Source organism: Mycobacterium sp. NGS66 (assembly GCF_059812225.1).
Genome location: NZ_JCALCG010000002.1, coordinates 120,375 through 142,364, shown reverse-complemented (window position 1 = coordinate 142,364; position 21,990 = coordinate 120,375). Strand labels below are relative to the sequence as shown.

Annotated in this window: 18 protein-coding genes and 1 pseudogene; 7 read left to right on the top strand and 12 right to left on the bottom strand. The window is 66.7% G+C overall.

Annotated elements, in window-relative coordinates:
• Positions 1-4: 4 nt before the first annotated feature.
• Together AC5Y2L_RS05195 and AC5Y2L_RS05190 are read right to left on the bottom strand one after the other, a co-directional pair.
• Entirely contained in the window at positions 5-478 is a 474-nt protein-coding gene (locus tag AC5Y2L_RS05195; protein ID WP_499932815.1) for a hypothetical protein, read from the bottom strand.
• A gap of 10 nt (positions 479-488) precedes the next feature.
• Positions 489-1,877 (bottom strand): amidase, encoded by a 1,389-nt coding sequence (locus AC5Y2L_RS05190; protein WP_499932817.1) that lies wholly within the window; start codon positions 1,875-1,877, stop codon positions 489-491.
• Positions 1,878-1,983: 106 nt separating this feature from the next.
• Between AC5Y2L_RS05190 and AC5Y2L_RS05185 the strand changes: the two genes are divergently transcribed.
• Together AC5Y2L_RS05185 and AC5Y2L_RS05180 are read left to right on the top strand one after the other, a co-directional pair.
• Positions 1,984-2,412 carry an HIT family protein gene (locus AC5Y2L_RS05185; RefSeq protein WP_499932819.1) on the top strand — a complete coding sequence of 143 codons (429 nt, stop codon included), beginning with the start codon at positions 1,984-1,986 and terminating at the stop codon, positions 2,410-2,412.
• 10 nt (positions 2,413-2,422) lie between these two features.
• On the top strand, positions 2,423-2,872 hold the full coding sequence (locus AC5Y2L_RS05180) for a nitroreductase family deazaflavin-dependent oxidoreductase (RefSeq protein WP_499932821.1): 450 nt from the start codon (positions 2,423-2,425) through the stop codon (positions 2,870-2,872).
• Between the two features lie 456 nt (positions 2,873-3,328).
• On the opposite strand, the gene AC5Y2L_RS05175 is transcribed toward AC5Y2L_RS05180, so the two are convergent.
• Positions 3,329-3,679, bottom strand: a complete 351-nt coding sequence (locus AC5Y2L_RS05175) for a hypothetical protein (RefSeq protein WP_499933229.1) — start codon at positions 3,677-3,679, stop codon at positions 3,329-3,331.
• 64 nt (positions 3,680-3,743) lie between these two features.
• On the opposite strand from AC5Y2L_RS05175, the pseudogene AC5Y2L_RS05170 reads away from it, so the two are divergent.
• Positions 3,744-6,969, top strand: a pseudogene (locus tag AC5Y2L_RS05170) (putative bifunctional diguanylate cyclase/phosphodiesterase).
• On the opposite strand, the gene AC5Y2L_RS05165 reads toward AC5Y2L_RS05170, so the two are convergent.
• The 3 genes from AC5Y2L_RS05165 to AC5Y2L_RS05155 are packed head-to-tail and all read right to left on the bottom strand — an operon-like array spanning position 6,946 to position 9,976.
• Positions 6,946-7,977: an LLM class flavin-dependent oxidoreductase gene (locus AC5Y2L_RS05165; RefSeq protein WP_499932822.1), complete on the bottom strand. Its 1,032-nt coding sequence runs from the start codon at positions 7,975-7,977 to the stop codon at positions 6,946-6,948. The pseudogene AC5Y2L_RS05170 and the gene AC5Y2L_RS05165 overlap by 24 nt on opposite strands.
• Positions 7,978-8,022: 45 nt before the next feature.
• A complete protein-coding gene (locus tag AC5Y2L_RS05160; protein ID WP_499932824.1) occupies positions 8,023-9,141 on the bottom strand; it encodes an FAD-binding protein in 1,119 nt (372 codons plus the stop codon).
• Positions 9,134-9,976 carry a uracil-DNA glycosylase gene (locus tag AC5Y2L_RS05155; protein WP_499932825.1) on the bottom strand — a complete coding sequence of 281 codons (843 nt, stop codon included), beginning with the start codon at positions 9,974-9,976 and terminating at the stop codon, positions 9,134-9,136. Before AC5Y2L_RS05155 ends, AC5Y2L_RS05160 begins: the two co-directional genes overlap by 8 nt.
• 71 nt (positions 9,977-10,047) lie before the next feature.
• Between AC5Y2L_RS05155 and tap the strand changes: the two genes are divergently transcribed.
• From tap to AC5Y2L_RS05135, 4 genes are all read left to right on the top strand, one after another.
• Complete coding sequence (tap, locus tag AC5Y2L_RS05150) at positions 10,048-11,295, top strand: multidrug efflux MFS transporter Tap (RefSeq protein ID WP_499932827.1); 1,248 nt, start codon at positions 10,048-10,050, stop codon at positions 11,293-11,295.
• Between the two features lie 9 nt (positions 11,296-11,304).
• Complete coding sequence (locus AC5Y2L_RS05145) at positions 11,305-12,672, top strand: FAD-binding oxidoreductase (RefSeq protein ID WP_499932829.1); 1,368 nt, start codon at positions 11,305-11,307, stop codon at positions 12,670-12,672.
• Positions 12,673-12,891: 219 nt separating this feature from the next.
• A complete protein-coding gene (locus AC5Y2L_RS05140) occupies positions 12,892-14,133 on the top strand; it encodes a cytochrome P450 (RefSeq protein WP_499932831.1) in 1,242 nt (413 codons plus the stop codon).
• Positions 14,133-14,720, top strand: coding sequence for a TetR/AcrR family transcriptional regulator (locus AC5Y2L_RS05135; RefSeq protein WP_499932832.1), 588 nt, complete (start codon positions 14,133-14,135; stop codon positions 14,718-14,720). Before AC5Y2L_RS05140 ends, AC5Y2L_RS05135 begins: the two co-directional genes overlap by 1 nt.
• Here the strand turns inward: AC5Y2L_RS05135 and AC5Y2L_RS05130 are convergent.
• Genes AC5Y2L_RS05130 through AC5Y2L_RS05105 form a run of 6 tightly spaced genes read right to left on the bottom strand, consistent with a single transcriptional unit; the run spans position 14,705 to position 21,920 of the window.
• Positions 14,705-15,421: a siderophore-interacting protein gene (locus AC5Y2L_RS05130; protein WP_499932834.1), complete on the bottom strand. Its 717-nt coding sequence runs from the start codon at positions 15,419-15,421 to the stop codon at positions 14,705-14,707. The genes AC5Y2L_RS05135 and AC5Y2L_RS05130 overlap by 16 nt on opposite strands.
• Before the next feature lie 42 nt (positions 15,422-15,463).
• On the bottom strand, positions 15,464-16,699 hold the full coding sequence (locus tag AC5Y2L_RS05125) for a lysine N(6)-hydroxylase/L-ornithine N(5)-oxygenase family protein (RefSeq protein ID WP_499943644.1): 1,236 nt from the start codon (positions 16,697-16,699) through the stop codon (positions 15,464-15,466).
• Positions 16,686-17,489 (bottom strand): GNAT family N-acetyltransferase, encoded by an 804-nt coding sequence (locus AC5Y2L_RS05120; protein ID WP_499932837.1) that lies wholly within the window; start codon positions 17,487-17,489, stop codon positions 16,686-16,688. The genes AC5Y2L_RS05125 and AC5Y2L_RS05120 overlap by 14 nt, the downstream gene beginning before the upstream one ends.
• A gap of 40 nt (positions 17,490-17,529) precedes the next feature.
• Entirely contained in the window at positions 17,530-19,032 is a 1,503-nt protein-coding gene (locus AC5Y2L_RS05115; protein ID WP_499933197.1) for a DHA2 family efflux MFS transporter permease subunit, read from the bottom strand.
• A gap of 33 nt (positions 19,033-19,065) precedes the next feature.
• Positions 19,066-20,220: an acyltransferase family protein gene (locus tag AC5Y2L_RS05110; protein WP_499932839.1), complete on the bottom strand. Its 1,155-nt coding sequence runs from the start codon at positions 20,218-20,220 to the stop codon at positions 19,066-19,068.
• Positions 20,217-21,920 carry a DEAD/DEAH box helicase gene (locus tag AC5Y2L_RS05105; protein WP_499932840.1) on the bottom strand — a complete coding sequence of 568 codons (1,704 nt, stop codon included), beginning with the start codon at positions 21,918-21,920 and terminating at the stop codon, positions 20,217-20,219. The genes AC5Y2L_RS05110 and AC5Y2L_RS05105 overlap by 4 nt, the downstream gene beginning before the upstream one ends.
• Positions 21,921-21,990 lie beyond the last annotated feature (70 nt).

Here is a 21,990-nt window from a genome sequence, read left to right as displayed (position 1 = left end):
GTCGTCAGGGGCAGACGCCCCGGGTGGGGCTGTCGACGCACTTTTGCACGACGAGCGAGTGGGTGGTTGTCGGGCGTCCCGGATCGTTGCATCCGCCCGCGGATTTGGTCGCGGTGATCGCTCCGGACAGGTTCGTCGGAGCGAACGTGTAGACCAGGTCCGCGGCGGCGGTACTGCCGTCGTCGCACGTCCATCCGGCAGGGTCGGTGCGCTCGATGGTCCACGAACCGCCAGCTGGCTTGTTGATCGCCGCGCCCCAGGTTTTCGGAGTCGACACCCAGCCCGTGCAGTTGCCGGCTGGATCGCAGCTGGTGTTGAGGATCAAAATCGTGCTCAGCTGATTGGAACGGGACCCGTCGACGACGGCTTGGTAGTGGCCGTTGAGGCTGTCGTCAGCCAGGGCCGGACCCGGCATGCCGATTGCCCAGCCAAGGGCGGCAACCAGCGCCGACGGGACTAATCGAACGATGAGCATCATGACACCCTCCTCATGAGACCGGCGGTCGCCGGTGCGCCCACGGACGCACGGCCTCGATCTGCGCGGACAGCGACAGCAGCGTCGCCTCGTCATATGGTCGGCCGACCAGTTGGATGGCCATCGGCAGGCCGTCCGCGTCGAGGTCCCACGGCACCGCCGCCGCGGGCTGACCGGTCAAATTCCAGACCTGCTGATACGGAACCCGTTGTCCGGCCAGCAACAGCGTCGACACCCCGCCGCGGCGCCGGTAAGCACCGATGCGCGGCGGGCCCGTCGCGTTGCCCGGTGTGAGGACAACGTCGACGTCGTCGAAGATCGACTGGATCCGGTTGCTCAGCGCCGCCTCGGCGGCGCGCACCGCTTCCATCCGCCGATCGGAGAACAACGAACCCAACCGGGCCAGGGTGCGGGTCCCCGGTTCCAGCCGTTCCGGATGCGCCTGAGCGTCGGCGTCGTCGCTGATGCCACGCAGGTAGCGCGGCAGGTAATTGGCATACAACGCCGGCGGATATTCCGGGTCGCGGGTGATCACCTCGTGGCCCAGTTCACGAAGCAACCCACCGGCCTGCTCCACGGCGGCCAGCTGTTCCCGCCCCACCCGCACCGGCAGCGGCGTTGGCACCTTGGTGCTCAACGCAATTCGCAGCTTGCCCGGTTCGCGTGCCGCGGCGGCGACGAACTGGCCTTCTGGGCCGGGCACGGTCGAGGTCACGTCGAGAAACAGCGCCGCATCGAGGACCGTCCGCGCGATCGGCCCGTTGACGCTCAGCCCGTACCAGGCGTCGTCGTGCGGCTCCAGCGAGATGCGGTCGCGTTGCGGTTTGAGGCCGAACACCCCGCACCAGGTGGCCGGGATGCGAATCGAGCCGCCCCCGTCGGAGCCCAATGCCAGCGGAGCCAGTCCGGCGGCCACCGCCGCGGCGCTGCCGCCGCTGCTGCCGCCCGGCGAGCGACCGGGGTGCCAAGGGTTTCGGGTCGCCCCGAAAGTCAGCGACTCGGTGTAGGGCATCATCATCAGCTCGGGCACATTGGTCTTGCCGATAATGACCGCGCCGGCAGCGCGCAGCCGCCGGACCACCTCCGCGTCCAAGTTCACCGCGGGGCGGTGCCCGCCGCTGCCGAAGGTGGTCACCTCGCCGGCGACGTCGACGTCGTCTTTGATCGCGATCGGCACGCCCAGCAGCGGCAGCCGCTCGCCGGCGTCCAACCGGTCCTGCGCAATGTATGCGTCGTCGCGCGCGGCGTCGTGGAGCACTACGCGGTAACAGCGCAGCCGGCTGTCCAGTCGGGCAATCCGTTCGAGATAGGTCTCGAGCAGCTCGGGCGCGGTGAGCTCACCGTCAGCCAGCATCCGGGCCTGCGCGGCCGCCCCGGCGAAGGCCAGATCGGTAGTGTCCACTGCGGCAGCGTATCTCGGCAATTACCGGCCGGGGACACGAGACGCAAAAGCCGGGTCGAACCCGAGCTGCTGCGGCGGCTCGCCGGCACGGCAGTACGGTGGCGACATGTCTTGCGTGTTCTGTGCGGTCATCGGCGGAGAAGCTCCGGGCATCCGGATCTACGAGGACGACGACTATCTGGCGATCCTCGACATCCGCCCGTTCACCCGCGGCCACACGCTGGTGCTGCCGAAACGGCACACCGTAGACCTCACCGACACCCCGACCGAGACGTTGGCCGGGATGATCGCGATCGGCCGGCGGATCGCGCTGGCAGCTCGCGCGACGGAATTGGCCGATGCCACCAATATCGGGATCAACGACGGTCCCGCAGCCTTCCAGACGGTGCGGCACATCCATCTGCACGTGCTGCCCCGCCGCAACGGCGACAAGCTGTCGGTGGCCAAGGGCTTGCTGCTGCGACGGGACCCGGACCGCGAGGCCACCGCGCAGATCCTGCGCGACGCGCTGGCACGTATCGACACCAGCCAGTAAGACTGGTGCCATGAGTCCGACCAGCAACCCGGTGGAGCAGGTGGGCGCGCAGCTACTCCGCCTGCACGACATGATCTACCGCAAGACCAACGGCCGGATCGGGCATCGGATACCCGGAGCGCCGCCCTTTCTGCTGCTGCACACGGTCGGCGCCAAGACCGGATTGCCTCGCACGACGTCGCTGTCGTATGCCCCCGACGGCGACTCGTACCTCATCGTCGCCTCGAATGGCGGCGCCGACCGCAACCCGGGCTGGTACCACAACCTACGCAAACATCCCGACTGCGAAATCAACATCGGACCCCGGCGATTTCCGGTGACAGCGCGACGAGTCACTCCGGACGATGCCGACTACCCGCGAATGTGGCAGCTGGTCAACAAGATCAATGCCAACCGCTACGCCAACTACCAGAAGCGCACGTCACGGCCCATCTCGGTATTCGCGCTGACGCCCCGTTGACCCCCGCGCCACGTTCCCAGCGGTAGCGGGCGCTGCAGTCTATTCTGCTAGGGCGGTTGGTGGAGCTACTCGTACTTCACCAGCGGACACGCGTTTGTGAGCCTGAGCAGGCCGGGAGCAGGGAATGAAGCGCTGGACGGGATTGCCGTGCCCGTTCACCGGCATAACCATGGGTGCCAGCTGCGCCGTGGTCGGAGGATATGGCCTCGCGGCTGCGTCGGTCGCCGCCGCCTCTCTCGGTGGGTGGCACGGCGCCTTCGCGCCCCGATCGGTGGACCACGTCGTATCGGTGCTCTGTCTGGTATTCACCGCCGTGTGCGCCGGCCGAGCTGCTCACGCCGCGAGCGGTTATCGCAGAGCTGGATGGGCGGCGCTGGCGACAGGCCTGGTCGGCTGGGCGGTCGGTCAGGTCATCTGGGCGGTGTATGACGTGCGCCCCGAACTTGATCACGCCACTCATCCGGCTGTGGCCGAAGCCATCCTCCTCTTGTATCCGGCAGGCGCTATCGCGTCGCTGGTGCTGTTGCCCGGCCCCCCTAACCGCAATCTGTGGCGATCGGTCCTGGACGGCGTCATCGTGGCCAGTTCGCTGTTCGTGGTCTCGTGGGTATTCGTCATCGCCAAAGTGATCCGCGAGGACAGCAGCGCGTGGCTTACGACGGTGGTGCACACCTCCATCGATGTCGTTGTCGTGACAACCGCCATCGTGGTGCTGTCGCGGGATCGACCGGACGGACGCCACAGCCTGGGCCTGTTAGCCGGCGGAATCACGACGATCGGTGGCGCCGACATTCTGGTGGTATTCACGAGCGGCATCGGCACCTATCACGCGGGCGATCTGGTGGACCTGACGCGGGTGGCCGGGTTGGGAATGCTGGCGTTGGCGGCGCTGTCCAGCGTCAACGAATCCCCGCCGGTGGCGGCGTCGAAGGACGCGATCTCCTCTCCCGCCCGGCTCTGGCTGCCATACCTGCCGCTGGTGCTTGCCGCCGCGCTCGGGTTAGGCCGTGCGGTGCATCATATGGAGCACGGGCCGATTCTGCTCGCGCTGGGAATCCTGGTGGTCGCGGTGCTCGTCCGACAGTTCGTCGTCCTTCTCGAAAACCAGGGCCTGCTGACCGAAGTGGCACAAGAGGCTTTTCGTGACAGCCTGACCGGTCTGGCGAATCGAGCTCACTTCCGCCATCGATTGGAACAAGCCGTGGATCGCCGGCGCCGGGACGACGCATCGATTGCGGTGTTGTGTCTCGATCTTGACAACTTCAAGTCGGTCAACGATGCGCTGGGACACCCGGCAGGCGACGAGCTGCTCATCCGGGTCGCCGGACGACTCACCGCTGCACTGGGAGAAACTGGCACGGCGGCGCGCATCGGTGGCGACGAATTCGCGGTCCTCATCGAAGGTTCCGTCGAAGAATCGCACGCGGCAGCCCATCGAGTCCTGGAATCGTTCGGCACAGCGATCGTGATCGACGGCGTCCCGCTCATGATTCGTCCCAGCAATCGGGTTCACCGTGGCTACCGCAGGGTGTACCGTCGACGAGCTGCTCCGGCACGCCGACCTGGCCATGTATGCCGCCAAACGCGAAGGCGGCCAATGTATTCGCAGTTTCGTCCCGGACTTGCCATTCCCTTATTTGGAGCCGCAGTTTGCCGAGGCGGGCTCGCACGCCAAGCAAGGAGCCGGCCAGCCCCAAACCGAGAACACTGCCGCCCGGACGCTCAGAACGTTGTCACCCCCACAGGGGCCGACGCAAGACCACCCGACCGACGGACCACACGGTATTCGCTGGCCCCCGATGGCAATCCGAATTGCCTTGACAGTCTTGGCGATCGGGGTTGTCGTCTTCACAACGTGGAGCCTCTTTGCCCGGCCGGGTCGGCACGATGTGTTCTTCGCCAACTACCTATATCCGGCGTTGAACCTGTTTGCGGCCGGGTTGATCGCTGTGCGCGCGCACCGGGTAGCGGCCGATCGCTTGGCCTGGACTGTGATCGCAGGGGGCATGGCCTGTTCCGCAATGGGCGACGTTGTGTACGCCCTGTGGGTGCCGCCAGCCCAATCGCCATCGGCGGCCGATCCGCTGTATCTGGCGTTTTATCCGCTCGTCTACACCGGGCTCTTGCTGCTCATGCGATCGCGCCTGAAGCGGGTGCCCGCTCCGGTTCGGCTGGATTCGCTGGTTTCCGGGTTGGCCATGGCCGCCGTGGGCGCCGCGCTGGCGGCCGGACCCATCCACACCGCCGCCACCCGCACACCGGCCACCGTGCTGGTGGGCATGATCTACCCGTGGGGAGACCTGGTGTTGTTGGCCCTGGCCGCGGGGATGCTGCCGATCCTGGGCTGGCGCAAAGAATTTCGCTGGGGGCTGCTGGTTGCCGGGTTCATATTGTTTGCGGTCAGCGACACCGTCTACCTGTTCGAAACCTCGGCCGGCTCGTATCGGGTTGGCACTTGGCTCGACGCCTGTTGGCCGGCGTCGTCACTGCTGGTGGCGATGGCCAGCTGGGCGTCGTGGTCGTCGGCCACGCCGCTACCGAGACGCGGGCTGGGATCCTATGCCACGCCGGTGGTATCCACGGTGGTGGGGCTTACGGTCGCTATCCTGGGCCACGACTCTCGGCTCGCGGCGACGTTGGCCGCACTGAGCCTGATCGCGGTCGCCGCAAGGTTCTCGGTGACCTTCCACGACGTCAGCGTCATGGCCGAGAGCCACAAGCACGCCATGACCGACGAGTTGACCGCGCTACCCAACCGGCGCTCGCTGGCAACGGCCCTGACCGAGGCGTCGGGCGTGTCCTCAAGTGCTCGCTCGATGCTGTCCGGCTCCGGGCTGGCGACCAGGGGACCATCGCGGCGAGCGCTGTTGTTGCTCGATCTCTGCGAGTTCCACGAGATCAACGACTCGGTCGGTAAGCGATTCGGCGATGAGCTGTTGTGTCACATCGCGGATCGGCTGGCCCGCAATGTGCGTCGGGAGGATCTGCTTGCGCGCGTGGGCGATGACGAGTTCGCGATCCTGCTTGCTGAGGGAGCGGATCTCATCACCGCGCGCGCCCAGGCGGGCCGTTTGCTCGAATCGTTGAGGGAGCCCGTCGTGCTGGATCCGATCACGGTGCAAGTCGACGCGCGCATCGCGATCGCGCTATGTCCCGACCACTGCGACCATCCGCAGGAGTTGCTGAATCGCGCCGAGACGGCCATTCCGCATGGCAAAACCGCCACCAGCAACATCGTCGTATACGAGCCGACGTTCGAGTTGTATCGCGACAACGATCCCAACCTGATGGAGGAACTACGCGCCGCGCTGGTCAGCGGCGACGAGCTGACCTGTCACTATCAGCCCAAGATCAACGCCAGCGACGGCAGCGTACACAGTGTCGAGGCACTGTTGCGCTGGCACCACCCCAGCCGCGGGCTGCTGCTGCCCGAGGAGTTCCTGCCCGCCGCCGAGCGGGCCGGGCTCATGCGCAAGGTGGCCACCCGAACGGTCAACCAGGCCCTCGAACAGATCCAGTCCTGGCGCGATGAAGGTCTGGCGCTGACCGTTGCGGTGAATCTCTCGACAACGAATCTGCTCGACCTTGACCTGGTAGGCACCATCGAGGGGCTGCTACAAACCCACGGTTTGTCGCCCGACGCCCTCATCATCGAGATCACCGAGAGCACCCTCGCCGACTCGGTGCGGTCCCGTAACACCGTCGCGGCTCTGCAGCGCCTCGGTGTCCGCATCTCTCTTGACGACTACGGCACCGGATGGTCGTCACTGGCGCGCCTGCAGGACGTCTCGGTCGACGAGCTGAAACTGGACCGAGTGTTCGTGGCCCGGCTGGCGCACGACCCGCGATCGGTTGCCATCGTGCGGTCCACGGTCGCGTTGGCAGACAGCCTCGGCGCCGATCTGGTCGCTGAGGGAGTCGAGGACGACGTCACGTTGGCCGCCGTGCGGCGGTATGGCTGCACCATCACCCAAGGCTTCGTGCATAGCCCGCCGCTGCCCGCCGACGACCTGCGGGAGTGGATCGCCGGCCAGACGCCCGCGCCTGCTGCCGGTCCGTCCCAGCGGAACGGCCTAGAACAGCTCTTTGGCGAGTAGCTCCAGCGTCGCGATCCGGGCCGGCGCGGACGCCGGGTCGGTGCCGCAGCGGGCCGATGCGACCGGGTGCACCATCACCTCGTCGACGTCGAACCGTTGGGCGAGTGCGCGCAGCTGTTCGGCGGCCTCTTGGGGTGAGCCGACGACGGCCTTTCGCAGCCCGTTGTCCACGATGCGCTGTTGTTCCGGGGTCAGCTGCGCGGCCTGAGCCTCCTCGACCAGCGGGACCGGTCCGAGTGGTTGCCCGGTGCGCAGCCGCGCCATCGTGTGCAGGTTCGGCAGGATCAAGGCCGTTGCCTCCTCCCGCGTTTCGGCCACCGCGGCGTTGACGGTCAAGAACGTCACGGGTTCGGCGGCCAGGTCGCTGGGCCGGAATCGGGAGCGGTAGAGGTCGAGCGCCTCTTCGGTGCCCTTGCCGGAGAAGTGATGCGCGAACACGTAGGGCAGTCCCTTGGCGGCGGCCAGATGCGCCGAATACATCGACGACCCCAGCAACCACAATCGCGGTTCGGTGACCGCCGCCGGGGTGGCCTTTAGTGTGTAGTCGCCGGAGCGCAGCGGGACCCGCACGCCGCGGGCGCTCATCAGCGCCACCACGTCGTCGAGGTAGGCCGGGAAGTTTTCGATGTCACGATCGTCACCGCCGCCGCGTAGGGCATACGACGTCACCGGGTCGGATCCGGGCGCGCGGCCGATACCCAGGTCGATGCGTCCCGGGGCGGCCGCTTCCAACAGCGCGAACTGCTCGGCCACCGCCAGCGGCGCATGGTTCGGCAGCATCACCCCACCCGACCCGAGACGCAGCTGCGAGGTCTGCGCGGCCAGGTAAGCGATCAGCACTGGCGGGCTGGTCGCGCCCACCGACGGCATGTTGTGGTGTTCAGCGACCCAGTAGCGAGTGAACCCGAGCCGGTCGGCGGTCTGGGCCAGCCGTACGGTGGCCGCCAGCGCATCCCTGGTGGACTGGTCGGTACGCACCGGGACGAGATCAAGCACGGAAAGACGCACGCTGGCGTCAACGCCAGGAGTCGCATGAACGTTCCCGGCGGCCAGTCAGTAGTCCTTGAGCTCGATCGAGCGCACGATCCGCTCGAACACCTCCTGCGGAATCGGCGCGCCGCCCGGGATGTTGTCGACGACCAGCCACTGGTTGCGCAGGACGTAGTCGTGGAACTCGGCGTAGTAGTTGGCGAAGCCGCGCTGGTAGTCGTCGCCGGCGGCCTTGAGTTCGCCGGCCAGCACGTAGGCACCCAACAGCGCGACGCTGGTGCCCTGCCCGGACAGCGGTGAGCAGCAATAACCGGCGTCGCCGACCAGCGCCACCCTGCCCTGCGACCAGTGGTCCATCTTGATCTGGGCCATCTCGTCGAAGTAGAAGTCCGGGGCGGATCGCATGTATTCGAGTAGCTGCGGGCGGACCCAACCGTCGTCGGCCATCCGTCGCTCCAGCTCGGCGAACTGCGCTTCGGTGTCGCGGTAGTCGATGCGCAGGTCGCTGTCCATGAAGCCGAGCATGGCTCGGGCCTCGGTGTTGTTCCGGGCGCTGTAGACGCCGGCCATGCTGGAGTCGCCGTAGTGCCAGGTCTGCCAGTAGTCCAGCTCCAGGAAGTTGGGCACCGTGAAAATCGCCGCGTGGGTGCCGAGCCGCTCGATGAACTGCTCCTCCGGGCCGAACACCAGCCTGCGGACGTTGGAATGCAAGCCGTCGGCCCCGATCACCAGGTCGAAGCTGCGGGCGCCGGCCTGTTCGAAGGTGACTGCCACGGCAGATCCGTCGTCCTGCAACGCCTCGATGCTGTCGTCGAATTGGTATTCGACGTTGAGTTTCGTTGCGTCGTAGAGCAATTCAATGAGATCATCGCGCAGTAGCTCGATGTCGGGGCTGGTGATCAACCCGCCGGTGGGCGTCGATTCGGTGTCTTGGGAGAGCTCGTTGCCGTCGCGGTCGACGATCGAGGCGCCGCGAATGCGCGTGCGGAGGTGGTCGGCGGCGGCCCGCAGCGACATGCGTTCCAACACCGACAATGCCGGGCCGCGCACGTCGATTGCCTGACCGCCGCGCCGCAGGCCCGGGTGTCGCTCCACAACTGTCACCGAATAACCGTGCCGCGCAAGCCAATACGCGGCGGTCATACCGGCAACGCTGGCGCCGGAAACCAGAACGTCAGTCACGTGGTCCCCACTCAATCCCTGCCGCCTGGCGGGCAGCGGTGAAAATGTCGTCGAGCATCGCCGGAGTCAACCTACCGGTGAACATGTTCTGTTGGCTCGGGTGGTAGCAGCCGAGCAAACGCACGCCGGATGGCAGCTCGGCGACGGCGCCGTGACCGAATCGCGGTTTGGGCTTGATGGCGGCACCGGTCACGCGTAGCGCGATCTGCCACGCGAACCCGCCGAGGGCCACGATCGCCCGGACGTCGTCGGACACCAACCGCCACTCCGCGTCCAGCCAGGGCGAGCAGGTGATCCGCTCGTCCGGCGTCGGGGCATTGCCCTGTGGTGCGCATCGCACCGGCGCGACGATGCGAATTTGGTTGGCCCGCAAGCCATCTGCAGCATCGACGCTAGTCGGCTGGTTCACCAGCCCGGCCCGGTGCAGCGCCGCATACAGCTGATCGCCGGAACGGTCGCCGGTGAACATCCGGCCGGTGCGATTGGCGCCGTGCGCGGCGGGCGCCAACCCGACGATCAACAACCGCGGCCGCTCAGCTCCCCAGCCCGGCACCGGCCGTCCCCAGTACGGCTGGTCGGCGAAGGCGCGCCGCTTGACGACGGCAACCTCCTCGCGCCAGCTGACCAGCCGAGGGCAGGCCCGGCACACGCTGATCGTGGCGTCGAGCTCGGCGAGGGTGGCCGCCCGCTGCGCCAGCGTCGCGACTTGGGCAGCGTCGGCGGCTACCGGCGTCTGCGCCGTCGCGGGTTCACCCGGCCAGCCGCTGCCGGGAGCAACCGGAGAGGCAAACGCCTGGCCGGTATTCGGGTGCGGGAGCACACGAACATCCTGCATTCCGGCTTTGCCGCGGATTAATTCAGTGGCCTCCCTCGGCGGGTCGACGCTACATTCAGCCGCGATATCCCATGAGCAACAGCAGCCGTGGCCCGGCATTTCTACTCCTTTTCGCGACGTTGACGGCGTGCGCCGGAGGCGGCATCTCGCTGGTCGCCTTCCCGTGGCTGGTGCTGCAGCGCGAGGGCAGCGCCGGGCAGGCTGCCATCGTGGCCGGCGCGACGACGCTGCCACTACTGTTCTCCACCCTGGTCGCCGGGGCCGCCGTCGACTACTTCGGTCGTCGCCGGGTGTCAATGGTCTCCGACGCGCTGTCGGCGGCGGCGGTCGCAGCGGTGCCCCTGGTGGCGTCGGCGTTCGGTCCGCAGGCGGTCAACTTGGGAGTGCTAGTGGTGTTGGCCTCTTCCACGGCGGCCTTCGACCCGGCGGGAATCACCGCTCGTCAGTCGATGTTGCCGGAGGCCGCCGCTCGGGCCGGGTGGTCACTGGACCGGGTCAACAGCAGTTATGAGGCGATCCTCAACCTGGCCTTTCTCGTTGGCCCGGGCATCGGGGGCGTGATGATCGCCACGGTCGGCGGCATCACCACGATGTGGATCACCGCAGGCGCATTCGCATTGTCACTGCTGGCCATCTCGGTTTTGCGGCTTGAAGGGGCGGGCCGGCCGCAGATCGCCAGCCGGCCTCAGGGACTGGTGTCCGGAGTCGCACAGGGGCTGCGTTTCGTGTGGAGTCTGCGGGTGCTGCGCGTGCTGGCGCTGATCGAGCTGACCGTGACCGCGCTCTACCTGCCGATGGAGAGCGTGCTGTTTCCCAAATACTTCAGCGACCGTCAGCAACCCGCGCAGCTGGGGTCGGTATTGATGGCGCTGTCCGTCGGCGGGTTGGTCGGCGCGCTTGGCTATCCGCGGCTGTCGAAGTATGCGTCGCGGCGCACGATCATGCTGACCGCGGTGCTCACTTTCGGGGTGGCGACGGCCGTGATCGCGGCCCTGCCGCCGTTGCCGGTGATCTTGGCGTTGTGCGCGCTGATCGGCATGGTCTACGGGCCGATCCAGCCGATCTACAACTACGTGATGCAGACCCGCGCGCCGCAACATCTGCGCGGGCGGGTGGTCGGCGTGATGGCATCGCTGGGCTATGCCGCCGGACCGTTCGGTTTGCTGCTGGCCGGTCCGCTGGCCGACGCGGCCGGGCTGAAGGTGACGTTCATGGCGCTCGCGATGCCGATCGTGGTCACCGGGTTGATCTGTACCCGGCTGCCGTCGCTGCGCGAGCTGGACAAAGCGCCGGAGTTCGCGGCCGGATCTTGCGGCTAGGATCAGGCCGTGAACGACGGGTTGCTGGCGGGCCTGATCGCCGATCTGCCCGAGGGGATGGTGGTCACCGATCCCACGGTGACCGAGGGCTACCGGCAAGACCGCGCTCTGGACCCCGCGGCCGGCAAGCCGCTGGCCGTGGTCCGGCCGCGGCGCACCGAAGAAGTACAGACCGTGCTGCGCTGGGCTTCGGCTCATCGGGTACCGGTGGTGACCCGCGGTGCCGGCAGCGGCCTTTCCGGCGGGGCGACCGCACTGGATGACGGGATCGTGCTCTCGACGGAGAAGATGCGCGACATCACCGTCGACCCGGTGACCCGTACCGCGGTATGCCAGCCCGGGTTGTTCAACGCCGAGGTGAAGAAGGCCGCCGCGGAACACGGCCTGTGGTATCCGCCCGACCCGTCGTCGTTCGAGATTTGCAGCATCGGCGGCAACATCGCGACCAACGCCGGCGGGTTGTGCTGTGTGAAGTACGGCGTCACCACCGACTACGTGCTGGGCATGCAGGTGGTGCTGGCCGACGGAACAGCGGTGCGGCTCGGTGGCCCGCGGTTGAAAGATGTTGCGGGACTGAGCCTGACAAAGCTATTCGTGGGCAGCGAAGGCACGCTCGGCGTCGTCACGGAAGTGACGCTGCGACTGCTGCCCGCACAGAATACGTCGAGCATCGTGGTGGCCAGCTTCGACTCCGTCGGGTCGGCGGTCGATGCGGTGCTCGGGGTCACCGCACGGCTTCGCCCGTCGATGCTGGAGTTCATGGATCAGGTCGCGATCAACGCCGTCGAGGACACCTTGCGGATGGACCTGGATCGTTCGGCGGCGGCCATGCTGGTGGCCGGCTCCGACGAACGGGGACGGGCGAGCGCCGACGACGCCGAGGTGATGGCGGCGGTATTCGCGGAAAACGGTGCGACAGAAGTGTTTTCCACCGACGACCCCGACGAGGGTGAGGCGTTCGTCGCGGCCCGGCGGTTCTGCATACCGGCGGTCGAAGCCAAGGGATCGCTGTTACTGGAGGACGTCGGGGTGCCGCTGCCGGCGCTGGGCGAGTTGGTCACCGGGATCGCGCACATCGCCGAGGAGCGCGACCTGATGATCTCGGTGATCGCCCATGCCGGCGACGGCAATACTCACCCGCTGCTGGTGTACGACCCGGCCGACGCCGCCGTTGCCGAGCGCGCGCACCTGGCCTATGGCGAAATCATGGACCTGGCCGTTGGGTTGGGCGGGACGATCACCGGCGAGCACGGCGTCGGACGTTTGAAGCGCCCATGGCTGGCCGGCTACCTCGGGCCCGACGTGATGGACCTGAACCGGCGGATCAAGCAGGCGCTCGACCCGTTGGGCATCTTGAACCCCGGCTCGGGGATCTAATGCTTTGGCTGTGAACTGACGGCTTTGGCTGTGAACCTACGGCTTTGGCTGTGAACCTACGGCGTCGCGGGTGAACTCAGGGCGCGATTCCGACCATTTCGCCGCCCTGGCGTCACCGCCAAAGCCCAGGCTTCACGTTCAACGCCCAGCCTTCACAGTCAACGCCCATGCAGTGCAGCGACAGTTGACACTGTCCATCATTTGTCGTATGAATAAGACATGTCAGCAGCTTTGTCTCACAGTGCGCCGCCAAAGTTCGAGCTCGCGACTGCCCAGACCTGGGCGAATCCCTGGCCGATGTACCGGGCACTGCGAGACCACGACCCGGTCCATCATGTCGTCCCACCGAACCACCCGGACGACGACTACTACGTGCTGTCCAGGCACGCCGACATATGGGCCGCCGCCCGCGACCATGAGACGTTTTCGTCCGCGCAGGGCCTGACGGTCAACTACAATGACCTGGAACTTATTGGGCTGCAAGACAATCCACCGATGGTGATGCAGGACCCACCGGTACACACCGAATTTCGCAAGCTGGTCTCGCGCGGGTTCACCCCGCGACAGGTCGAAGCGGTCGAACCCAAGGTCCGTGAGTTCGTCGTCGAGCGCATCGAGAAGCTGCGGGCAGGTGGCGGTGGCGACATCGTCACCGAGCTATTCAAACCGCTCCCCTCGATGGTGGTCGCGCATTATCTCGGTGTGCCCGAAGAGGATCGGGCCCAATTCGACGGCTGGACGCAGGCCATTGTGGCGGCCAATACGACTGACGGCGGCATCGCCGGTGCGCTGGAGACCGTCGGCGACGCGGTCGGGTCGATGATGGCCTATTTCACCGCACTGATCGAGCGGCGCCGCGCCGAACCCGAGGACGACACGATCTCCCACCTGGTCGCCGCGGGGGTCGGCGCCGACGGCGACATTGCGGGCACCCTGTCCGTACTCGCGTTCACCTTCACCATGGTCACCGGCGGCAACGACACCGTCACCGGAATGCTCGGCGGCTCAATGCCGTTGCTGCACGAGCGGCCCGACCAACGGCGGCTGCTGGTGGACCACCCCGAACTGATCGGCGACGCGGTCGAGGAGCTGCTTCGGCTCACCTCGCCGGTGCAGGGTCTGGCTCGTACCGTCACCCGCGATGTGACGATCGGCGACACCACCATCCCCGCCGGCCGACGGGTGCTGCTGCTCTACGGATCGGCCAACCGCGACGAACGCCAATACGGGCCCGACGCAGGCGAACTCGACGTGACGCGATGCCCGCGCAACATCCTGACTTTCAGCCACGGCGCACACCACTGCCTGGGCGCGGCCGCGGCGCGCATGCAATCTCGGGTAGCGCTGACCGAGCTGCTGGCGCGCTGCCCGGGCTTCGAGATCGACGAGTCAGGCATCGTATGGTCCGGCGGCAGCTACGTCCGCCGGCCGTTGTCGGTGCCGTTTCGGGCGAAAGCCTGATGGCGCGCAGAGATTGGCTGGCCGAGCACCGCACCGAGGCAGCCGCGGACCGGATCCTCGACGCCGCCGAGCAGCTGTTCACCGAGCACGACCCGGCTGCCATCGGGATGAACGAAATCGCCCGCGCCGCAGGCTGTTCCAGAGCCACGCTGTACCGGTACTTCGACAGCCGGGAGGCGCTGCGCACCGCGTACGTCCACCGCGAGACCCGTCGGCTCGGTCGCGCGATCATGCAGCAGATCGACGGGATCGAGGACCCGCGCGAGCGACTCGTCGTCAGCATCAGCGCCGCGCTGCGGATGGTTCGCGAGAACCCGGCCTTGGCGGCGTGGTTCGGCTCCACCCGGTCACCGCTGGGCGGCGAGATGGCCGGCCAGTCCGAGGTGATCACCGCCCTGGCCGCGGGATTACTGAACTCGCTGGGCCCACAAGACCCCGCCACCGTGGAACGACGGGCTCGGTGGGCGGTGCGGGTGATCATCTCGCTGCTCATGTTCCCTGGCCGGGACGACGCCGACGAGCGCGCGATGATCGACGAATTCGTGGTACCTATTCTGACGCCGACGACCGCTCAGGCGACCCAATAAGCCTGTGCCTTAATGGATTTCTTCGGAATTCCGAAATCCTCGCGCAACACCTTGGCCACCGACCGCGTGGTGCGGGTGCTACAGGCCACCCAACCGAAGTGATCGCCCGCGTCGAACGCCGCCGAGCGCACCGCGTCGAGTAGCGAGTCGCGGCCGTCGTGGTTGTCCACCCAGACCACATCGATCTTGGAGCTGGGTCGCAGCACCGGCAGGCATTTGTCCTCGTCGCAGCCGGCCTCCAGGAAGACTCGCGCGGGGGTGTCGCCTATCGCGTCCAGCAGCGAGTTGATCGCCGGTAGGGAAGCGGTGTCGCCCACAATGACGTATCCGCCGGGCGTCGGGTCGGGGATGGCGAACTTGCTGCCCAGCACCGTCGCCTCGATGGTGTCACCGGGTTGTGCCGCCCGTGCCCAGTCCGAGGCGCAGCCCTCGTGCAACGCGAACTCGAGGTCGAAGGTGTCGGCCGCCGGATTCGGCTCGACCAGCGTGTAAGCCCGCTGGTGCCCGTCGGCGAACCAGATCCGGATCCACATCGTGGGATGCACGCTGTGTTCGGCGAGCAGGCCGCCGGCATCGAAGCTCAATCTCAAGTACTGCGGGCCGATCTCGCGCCGGCCGGTCACGGTCAGTCGGTAGTCCCCGGCCCGCAGCAGCTTGAGCACCGCGCCCTGCCAACCCCGCGACGGCTTGAGTTCGGTCATATCTCCCCTGATCGCTATGACGACAACTTAGGACAGGGTAACCTACATAGGCTTGGGCTCGCTGACCGCGGCAACGATTTCCCCCGCGCGCACCGCCACGTTCGACAACAATGACGACGCCAGACCGTGCGTGTGCTCGACCGAACCGTTCAGGTAGATGTCTCCGGGTGCTCGCGATGTGGAGACCAATCTATAGTCGCGGGTGACGACGGGGCGCCCGTCGGTGTCGAATTCGTACCGGCACGCCAGGTCTTTGAGGAAACCTCGCAGGTCCAGCGGCGCATAGCCCGTCGCGTAAACCACCGCGTCGCAGTCCAAGGTTTCCTGAGCGTGCTTGGTCAGGTGGGAGATGGTCAGCCGCACGCCGCCGGGGTATTCGTCCGCGCTGACGACTTCGGAAGCGTTGTGCATGAACAACCGTCGATTGCCCGCCACCCGCTCGGCATACTCGCGCGAATACAGTTCGTCGATCAGGTCGGCATCGACTGCCGAATAGTTGGATGATCGGTGGTAATCGAGCAGTCGCTGCCGTAGCGGTTGGTCGGCAGCGTAGAAATCGTCTACGGCCGAGGGGTCGAAAACCCGGTTGGCATAAGGGTTGTCATCGGCCACACTGTAGCCGTAGCGGGTGAAGACGGCGTGCACTTGGGCCTGCGGGTACGTCTCATGCAGATAGCCGACCGCCTCCGCCGCACTTTGGCCCGCGCCGACGACCACGAAACGCTTTGGGGCAGTGGAGTTCAGCGCGCGAAGGCGGTCGAGCAGTGTGTGGCTGTGCCACAGCCGGGCGGTCTCGACGATGCCGGCCGGCAATACCGGATATAGGCCGGTGCCCAGAACCAGGGTTCGCGCGCGGATCACCGACTCGGGTTCGGTCCGCACCACGAACCCCGAGTCGTCGGAAGTCACCTCGACCACGCGCCGGCCATAGCGGACATCGGCGTCGACGCGGGCGGCGGCCCACTCGAGGTAGTCGTGGAATTCCAACCGGCTGGGGAACAACGAGTGCCTGCCGATGAAGTCGACGAGCCGGCCACGGTCGTTCAGGTAGTTCAGAAACGTGAAGTCGCTCTTGGGGTTTCGCAGCGTCACCAGGTCTTTGAGAAAGGGCACCTGCATGCGTGCGCCTGGGAGCAAAATGCCCCGGTGCCAGCCGAACCTCGGTTGGGCCTCCACGAATGCGCCCCGCATGCCCCCCTCGGACAGCGCGATCGCCAACGCGAGATTCGACGGTCCGAAACCGACACCGAGCAAATCCACCTGGTCAACTGTGGGCATTAGCACGAGCCAGCCGTTCAAGATAGCGATCGCGCACCATCATCCGGTTGATCAGCACGACGAAATCGGCCATGTCGAAATCGGGATCGTAGGACGGTTCTCCGCAGATCAACCCGCCGATGCGCAGGCTGCCCTGCACCATCGGCGGGATGCGCACCGGTCCCGGGTCGGGAAGCTCGGACAAACTCAATCCGTTGACGCGGACCGGGTTTCGAGGCGTCACCCGATATTGCGGGGGCGCTGGGTGAGCACGAAAGGCCGCGTCGCACACACCGCGCACCAGCGCGCCCCGCGGTCCGCCACCTTCCATCCGGACCGACAGGCAGCCGATTCCCCATTCGTAGCCGGTGATCTCCTGATATTTCAGGATCCCGGCCCAGAGCAGGCCCACCACCGCACCGTTACGGTGTTCGGGGTGCACACTCACCCGGCCGAGTTCGACGAGCTTGGGCCGCAACTGATTTAGGCCGCCAATGTCGAAGATGGTGTCGGCGAACAGTCCTCCGGCGGCCCGGGCTCCGTCGGGCGGCAATAGCCGGTAGCAGCCGACGATTCGTCCGGTCGTTTCGTCTTTGGCCAACAGGTGATCGCTGTGCGGGTCGAACTGGTCGACGTCGATCATCTGCCCGGTCAGCGGGCCACGGATAGCCTGCGGCAGCGTGGCCCCCATCTCTTCGGCAAACGTCTGATAGCGCAACCGTTGCGCGGCTTCGATGTCGGCAGGGTCGGTGGAAATGATGACGCTGTAGCGACCCTTGTCGGTCGCGGGGATAAGGACCGCGTCATCCATGTCGGAAGGTTACCCTGAACGGCCTTCTGCGAGTCGCCTTTCAAGAGCGTTGACCGTGCGCTCCGAACGCGATGAGTACCGCCGCGCACACCGCGGCGAACGTTGCGGCGATCGCGGCGGCCACCAGCGCCGCCTGCATGCCGTCGGCGCTGGCCTGCCGGGCTATTGGCGCGAGCGCAGGGAGCGCGGGCCGTAGGTCGGCCGGCAGGAAATCGAGTACCCGCAAACCGGCACCGGCGGACAGCCCGTCGATCAGTTGATGGGTCGGACCCGAGGGCACACCGCGAACTTTGGCGAGCCCCTCGGCGGCACCGTCGGCAGCGTGCCGACTGAAAAGGGCTCCCAGGCCGGCTACGCCGGCCAGGATGCCGACCTGACGAACCGTGCTGACCGCGCCACTGGCCATGCCGGCGTCTGCCACCGGCACGAATTGCAGTGCGATGTCAGACGTCAGCGCGAACAGGCCACCCAAACCCAGTCCGGCGACGACGGAACCGGTGATGAAATGGGTCCATTGGGTGCCTGCGGTTACCCCCGTCATCAGCCACAGGCCGGCCGCGATCAGCACGATGCCACCGGGTATCGACATCCAGGCCGGGAAGTAACGCGCGCCGGCCATGGCCAGCGGGGCACCCAGCACGCATGCCATGGTCAGCGGAAGGGCTCGCAGGCCAGCCTGAAAAGGGCTGTAGCCCAAGGTGTTCATGAAATAGAGCGCCAGGTAGTTGGTCGAGGCGATCAGTGTTCCGGCCGCCGCGAACGCGGCGAGCGATACCCCGGCGAACCCGGGGCGGCGCACCACCCGCAGGTCGAGCATCGGGGCTCTCACGCGCGCTTCCCACCACCCGAATACGACCAGGGCCAGGAGGCAGAACCCGCCGAGCGCCAGGATCAACGCGCTGGTCCAGCCGAGGCGATTGCCTTCGATCAATACGTACACACCCGCGAGCAGTGCGGCCGACAGCACGGCTGTGCCGAACAGGTCGAGTGGGCGTTGTTGTGCGGCAACGGTTTCCGGGATAAACCAGACCGCGATCGCTAAGGCCGCGATGCCGATCGGCACGTTGATCAAGAAGATCGATTCCCAGCCGAACGCCCCGACCAGCGCTCCGCCCAGCAACGGCCCCACGGCCGCGCCCGCGCCCATCACGGCGCCGTAGATCGCGATCGCTATGCCCCTGTCCCGATGTTCGGGAAAGGCCGCGGCCGCCATGGGCAGTGACACGCCGAGCAGCACCGCCCCGCCGGTGCCTTGGAGGGCGCGGCACAGGTTGAGCATCTCGATGCTGCCCGCCAGCGCGCAGCCGGTCGAGGCGAGGGTGAACACCGTCATTCCGGCCAGGTAAAGGCGTCGGCGTCCAACGCGATCCCCCAGGGTTGCCGCCGTGAGCAGCAGCCCCGCCATGGGCAGCGCGTAGGCGTCTACCACCCACTGCAGCCCGCTGAGTTCGGCGTTCAGCGATGACTGAATGCTGGCCAGGGCGGCCGAAACGATGGTCATGTCGAGCAGCAACATGAAGACCGCGAGGCAGACCGCGGCCATGGTGAGGCGCGGATGTGGCGGCGCCGAATCCACCTAGTCGGCCTTGACTCGGGTGAGCCGATGCAGCAGCACGGCGGGCGGGATCGTCACCGCCACGGTGGCGACGAACAAAAACAGCATCGATCCGGTGTAAACCGGTGCGTGAACTATGAAGTCCATCGCGAACTCCATGGTGATCAGGTGAATCAGGAAGATTTCGTAGGAGATCTCGCCCAGCCACACCATCGGCCGGCTGGCCAGCAGCCGGGAGTACCAGCCTTGCAGCGGAACGTTTCCATGTAGCGCCAGCGGCGCCACCGCCAACGCCGCGATCGCGGCATAGAAGGCCGTCTTGACCAGCGCCTCGCTCAGCGACGCGGGCGACGTGGTGGGCGCGCCGGCGATCGGGGTGGAAACGATGAAGTAGCTGATGACAGCCAGTGGTATGGCCACGAACGCGTAGCAGCGCACACCCATTTGCTGCAACACGGCCAGCAGCATGCCGGCCAGGAACCAGGCCAGATAGGTGGGCAGCCACAGCCGGGCGCCGTCGGGAAACCAGTGATCGGTGTGCACCAGGACCAGCCAGGCCGGGCTGATCAGCGACAGCCCCAGCAGCGCCGCCACTACCAACTTCGGCTGCCACCGGTGCCGGCAGAGCACCACCAGCAGCAGGTAGGCCAACAGCGGCAGCACCACGTAAAAGGCGGCCTCCACCGCCAGGCTCCACATTTGGGTGAGGCCCTGGTGCAGATACTTGCCCAGATAGCCGTTGCAGTAGATCTGGGTCAGCGTCAGGTTCCGGAACAGCCCCAGCACCGTGTGCCCGGGATTGGGGCCCGCTTCGTGGAAGTGATACAGCACGTACGCGAACAGCACGGTGATGACGTAGGCGGGCATGATGCGCCGAACCCGGTGCCGCGCATAGCGACTCAGCGACGGCGGCGGCCCGCCGGTGGCCGCCGATTTCACCCACGGGCGGAACAGCAGGAAACCGGACAACACGAAGAAGATCGGCACGCCAATCTCCATCCGCGCACCGACCAGACCCCAATACCCCTGGACGTACTTGCCGGTGGTGTATGCCGCGTGGGTGCCGACGACCAGCAGCGCAGCGACCGCGCGGATACCGGTCAGGGATGCGACGCGGTCCACGTGGGAGGTCTGCTCGAGTCCGCCCTGAGCGTCCCGTTCCTCGGAGAGAGTCATCCGGCGCGCTTCCGCCGTGGCTTGCCGCCGTCCCGGCCGCGGGGTTTGTCGGTTTTTCCCGACGAACGCTCCGGCCGCAGATCGATCAGCACGCCCGAGATACGGGTCTGCTCAAGCCGTTTCAACGTCGCTTTGGGCAACTTGGCGGGCAGCTCGACCAGGGAGAAGTCCGGCCCGATGGCGATGTGGCCGAAGTCGCTGCGGTGTAGCCCGCCTTCGTTGGCAATGGCGCCGACGATCGCCCCTGGGCCGATTCTGTGCCGTTTGCCGACGGAGACCCGATAGGTACTGAAGTCCCTTACCCGCCTGGGCTTTTCGGGACGTTCGGCACGGGTGTGCCGTTGTGGCCGGTCCGGCGGCGGCTCGGTCATCAGGAACGCTTCGCCGTCGCGAGACTGCAACGCCAGCGCCGCGGCGATATCGGCCATCGGGACGTCGTGCTCACGTTCGTAGTCCTCGACCAGCTTGCGGAACAACTCGATGCCGGCGGAGCCGAGGGCGTCGGTGATGGAGTCGGAGAACTTGGCCACGCGTTGCGCGTTGACGTCCTCGACCGTGGGAAGTTCTGCCTCGGTGAGGGTTTGGCGCGTCGCCTTCTCGATGGACTTGAGCAGATGGCGCTCGCGCGGTGAGACGAACAGCAGCGCGGTTCCCGATCGGCCGGCCCGTCCGGTGCGCCCGATCCGGTGCACATAGGACTCGGTGTCGTGCGGGATGTCGTAGTTGAGGACATGCGATATCCGATCCACGTCCAGGCCGCGGGCCGCCACATCGGTGGCCACCAAAATGTCGATGCCTTTGGCGCCACCGTCTTTCAGCGCCGCGATGGTCCGCTCCCGTTGCGCCTGCGGGATATCGCCGTTGATGGCGGCCGCGGAAAACCCTCGGGCGCGGAGCTTTTCGGCGACCTCTTCGGTGGCTTGCTTGGTGCGCACGAACACGATCATGGCCTCGAATGGCTCCACTTCGAGCACCCGCGTCAGCGCGTCCATCTTGCGGGGACCGGCGACCTGTATGTAGCGCTGCGAAATGTTATCCGCAGTAGCGGTTTTCGCCTTGAACGTGACCTCGAGGGGATCATGCAGGTAGTTGGCGGTGATCTTGCGGATCGCCGGCGGCATCGTCGCCGAAAACAGCGCCACCTGTTTGTATTCCGGTGTTTCGGACAGGATGCGCTCGACGTCTTCGGCAAAGCCCATTGCGAGCATCTCGTCGGCCTCGTCGAGAACCAGGTAGTCCACCCGCGACAGATCCAGCGTGCCGCGTTCGAGGTGGTCGATGACCCGGCCGGGGGTGCCGACCACCACCTGCGCTCCGCGTTTCAGGCCGGCAAGTTGCACGCCGTAGGAGGACCCGCCGTAGATCGGCAGGACGTTGACCTGTGGCAGGTGAGCCCCATAACGGCTGAACGCCTCGGCCACCTGCAGGGCCAGCTCCCGCGTCGGCGCCAGCACCAGCGCCTGCGTCGCCTTGCTGGAGACATCGAGTCTGGACAGGATCGGTATCGCGAACGCCGCCGTCTTGCCGGTGCCCGTCTGCGCCAGTCCCACCACGTCCGAACCGGCCATCAGGGCCGGAATCGTGGCCGCCTGGATGGCGGTGGGCGACTCGTAGCCGACGTCGGCGATCGCCCGCAAGACCGACGGGTGAATCTGCAGGTCGGCAAACGACGCAGGCGGCGAATTGTCCAAAGGGGCCATTTGAAATCGCAGTCTACGGTGCGTGGCCATTGGAGTCGCGAGCGCGCGCATCGGCACGGCGACGCGCAGA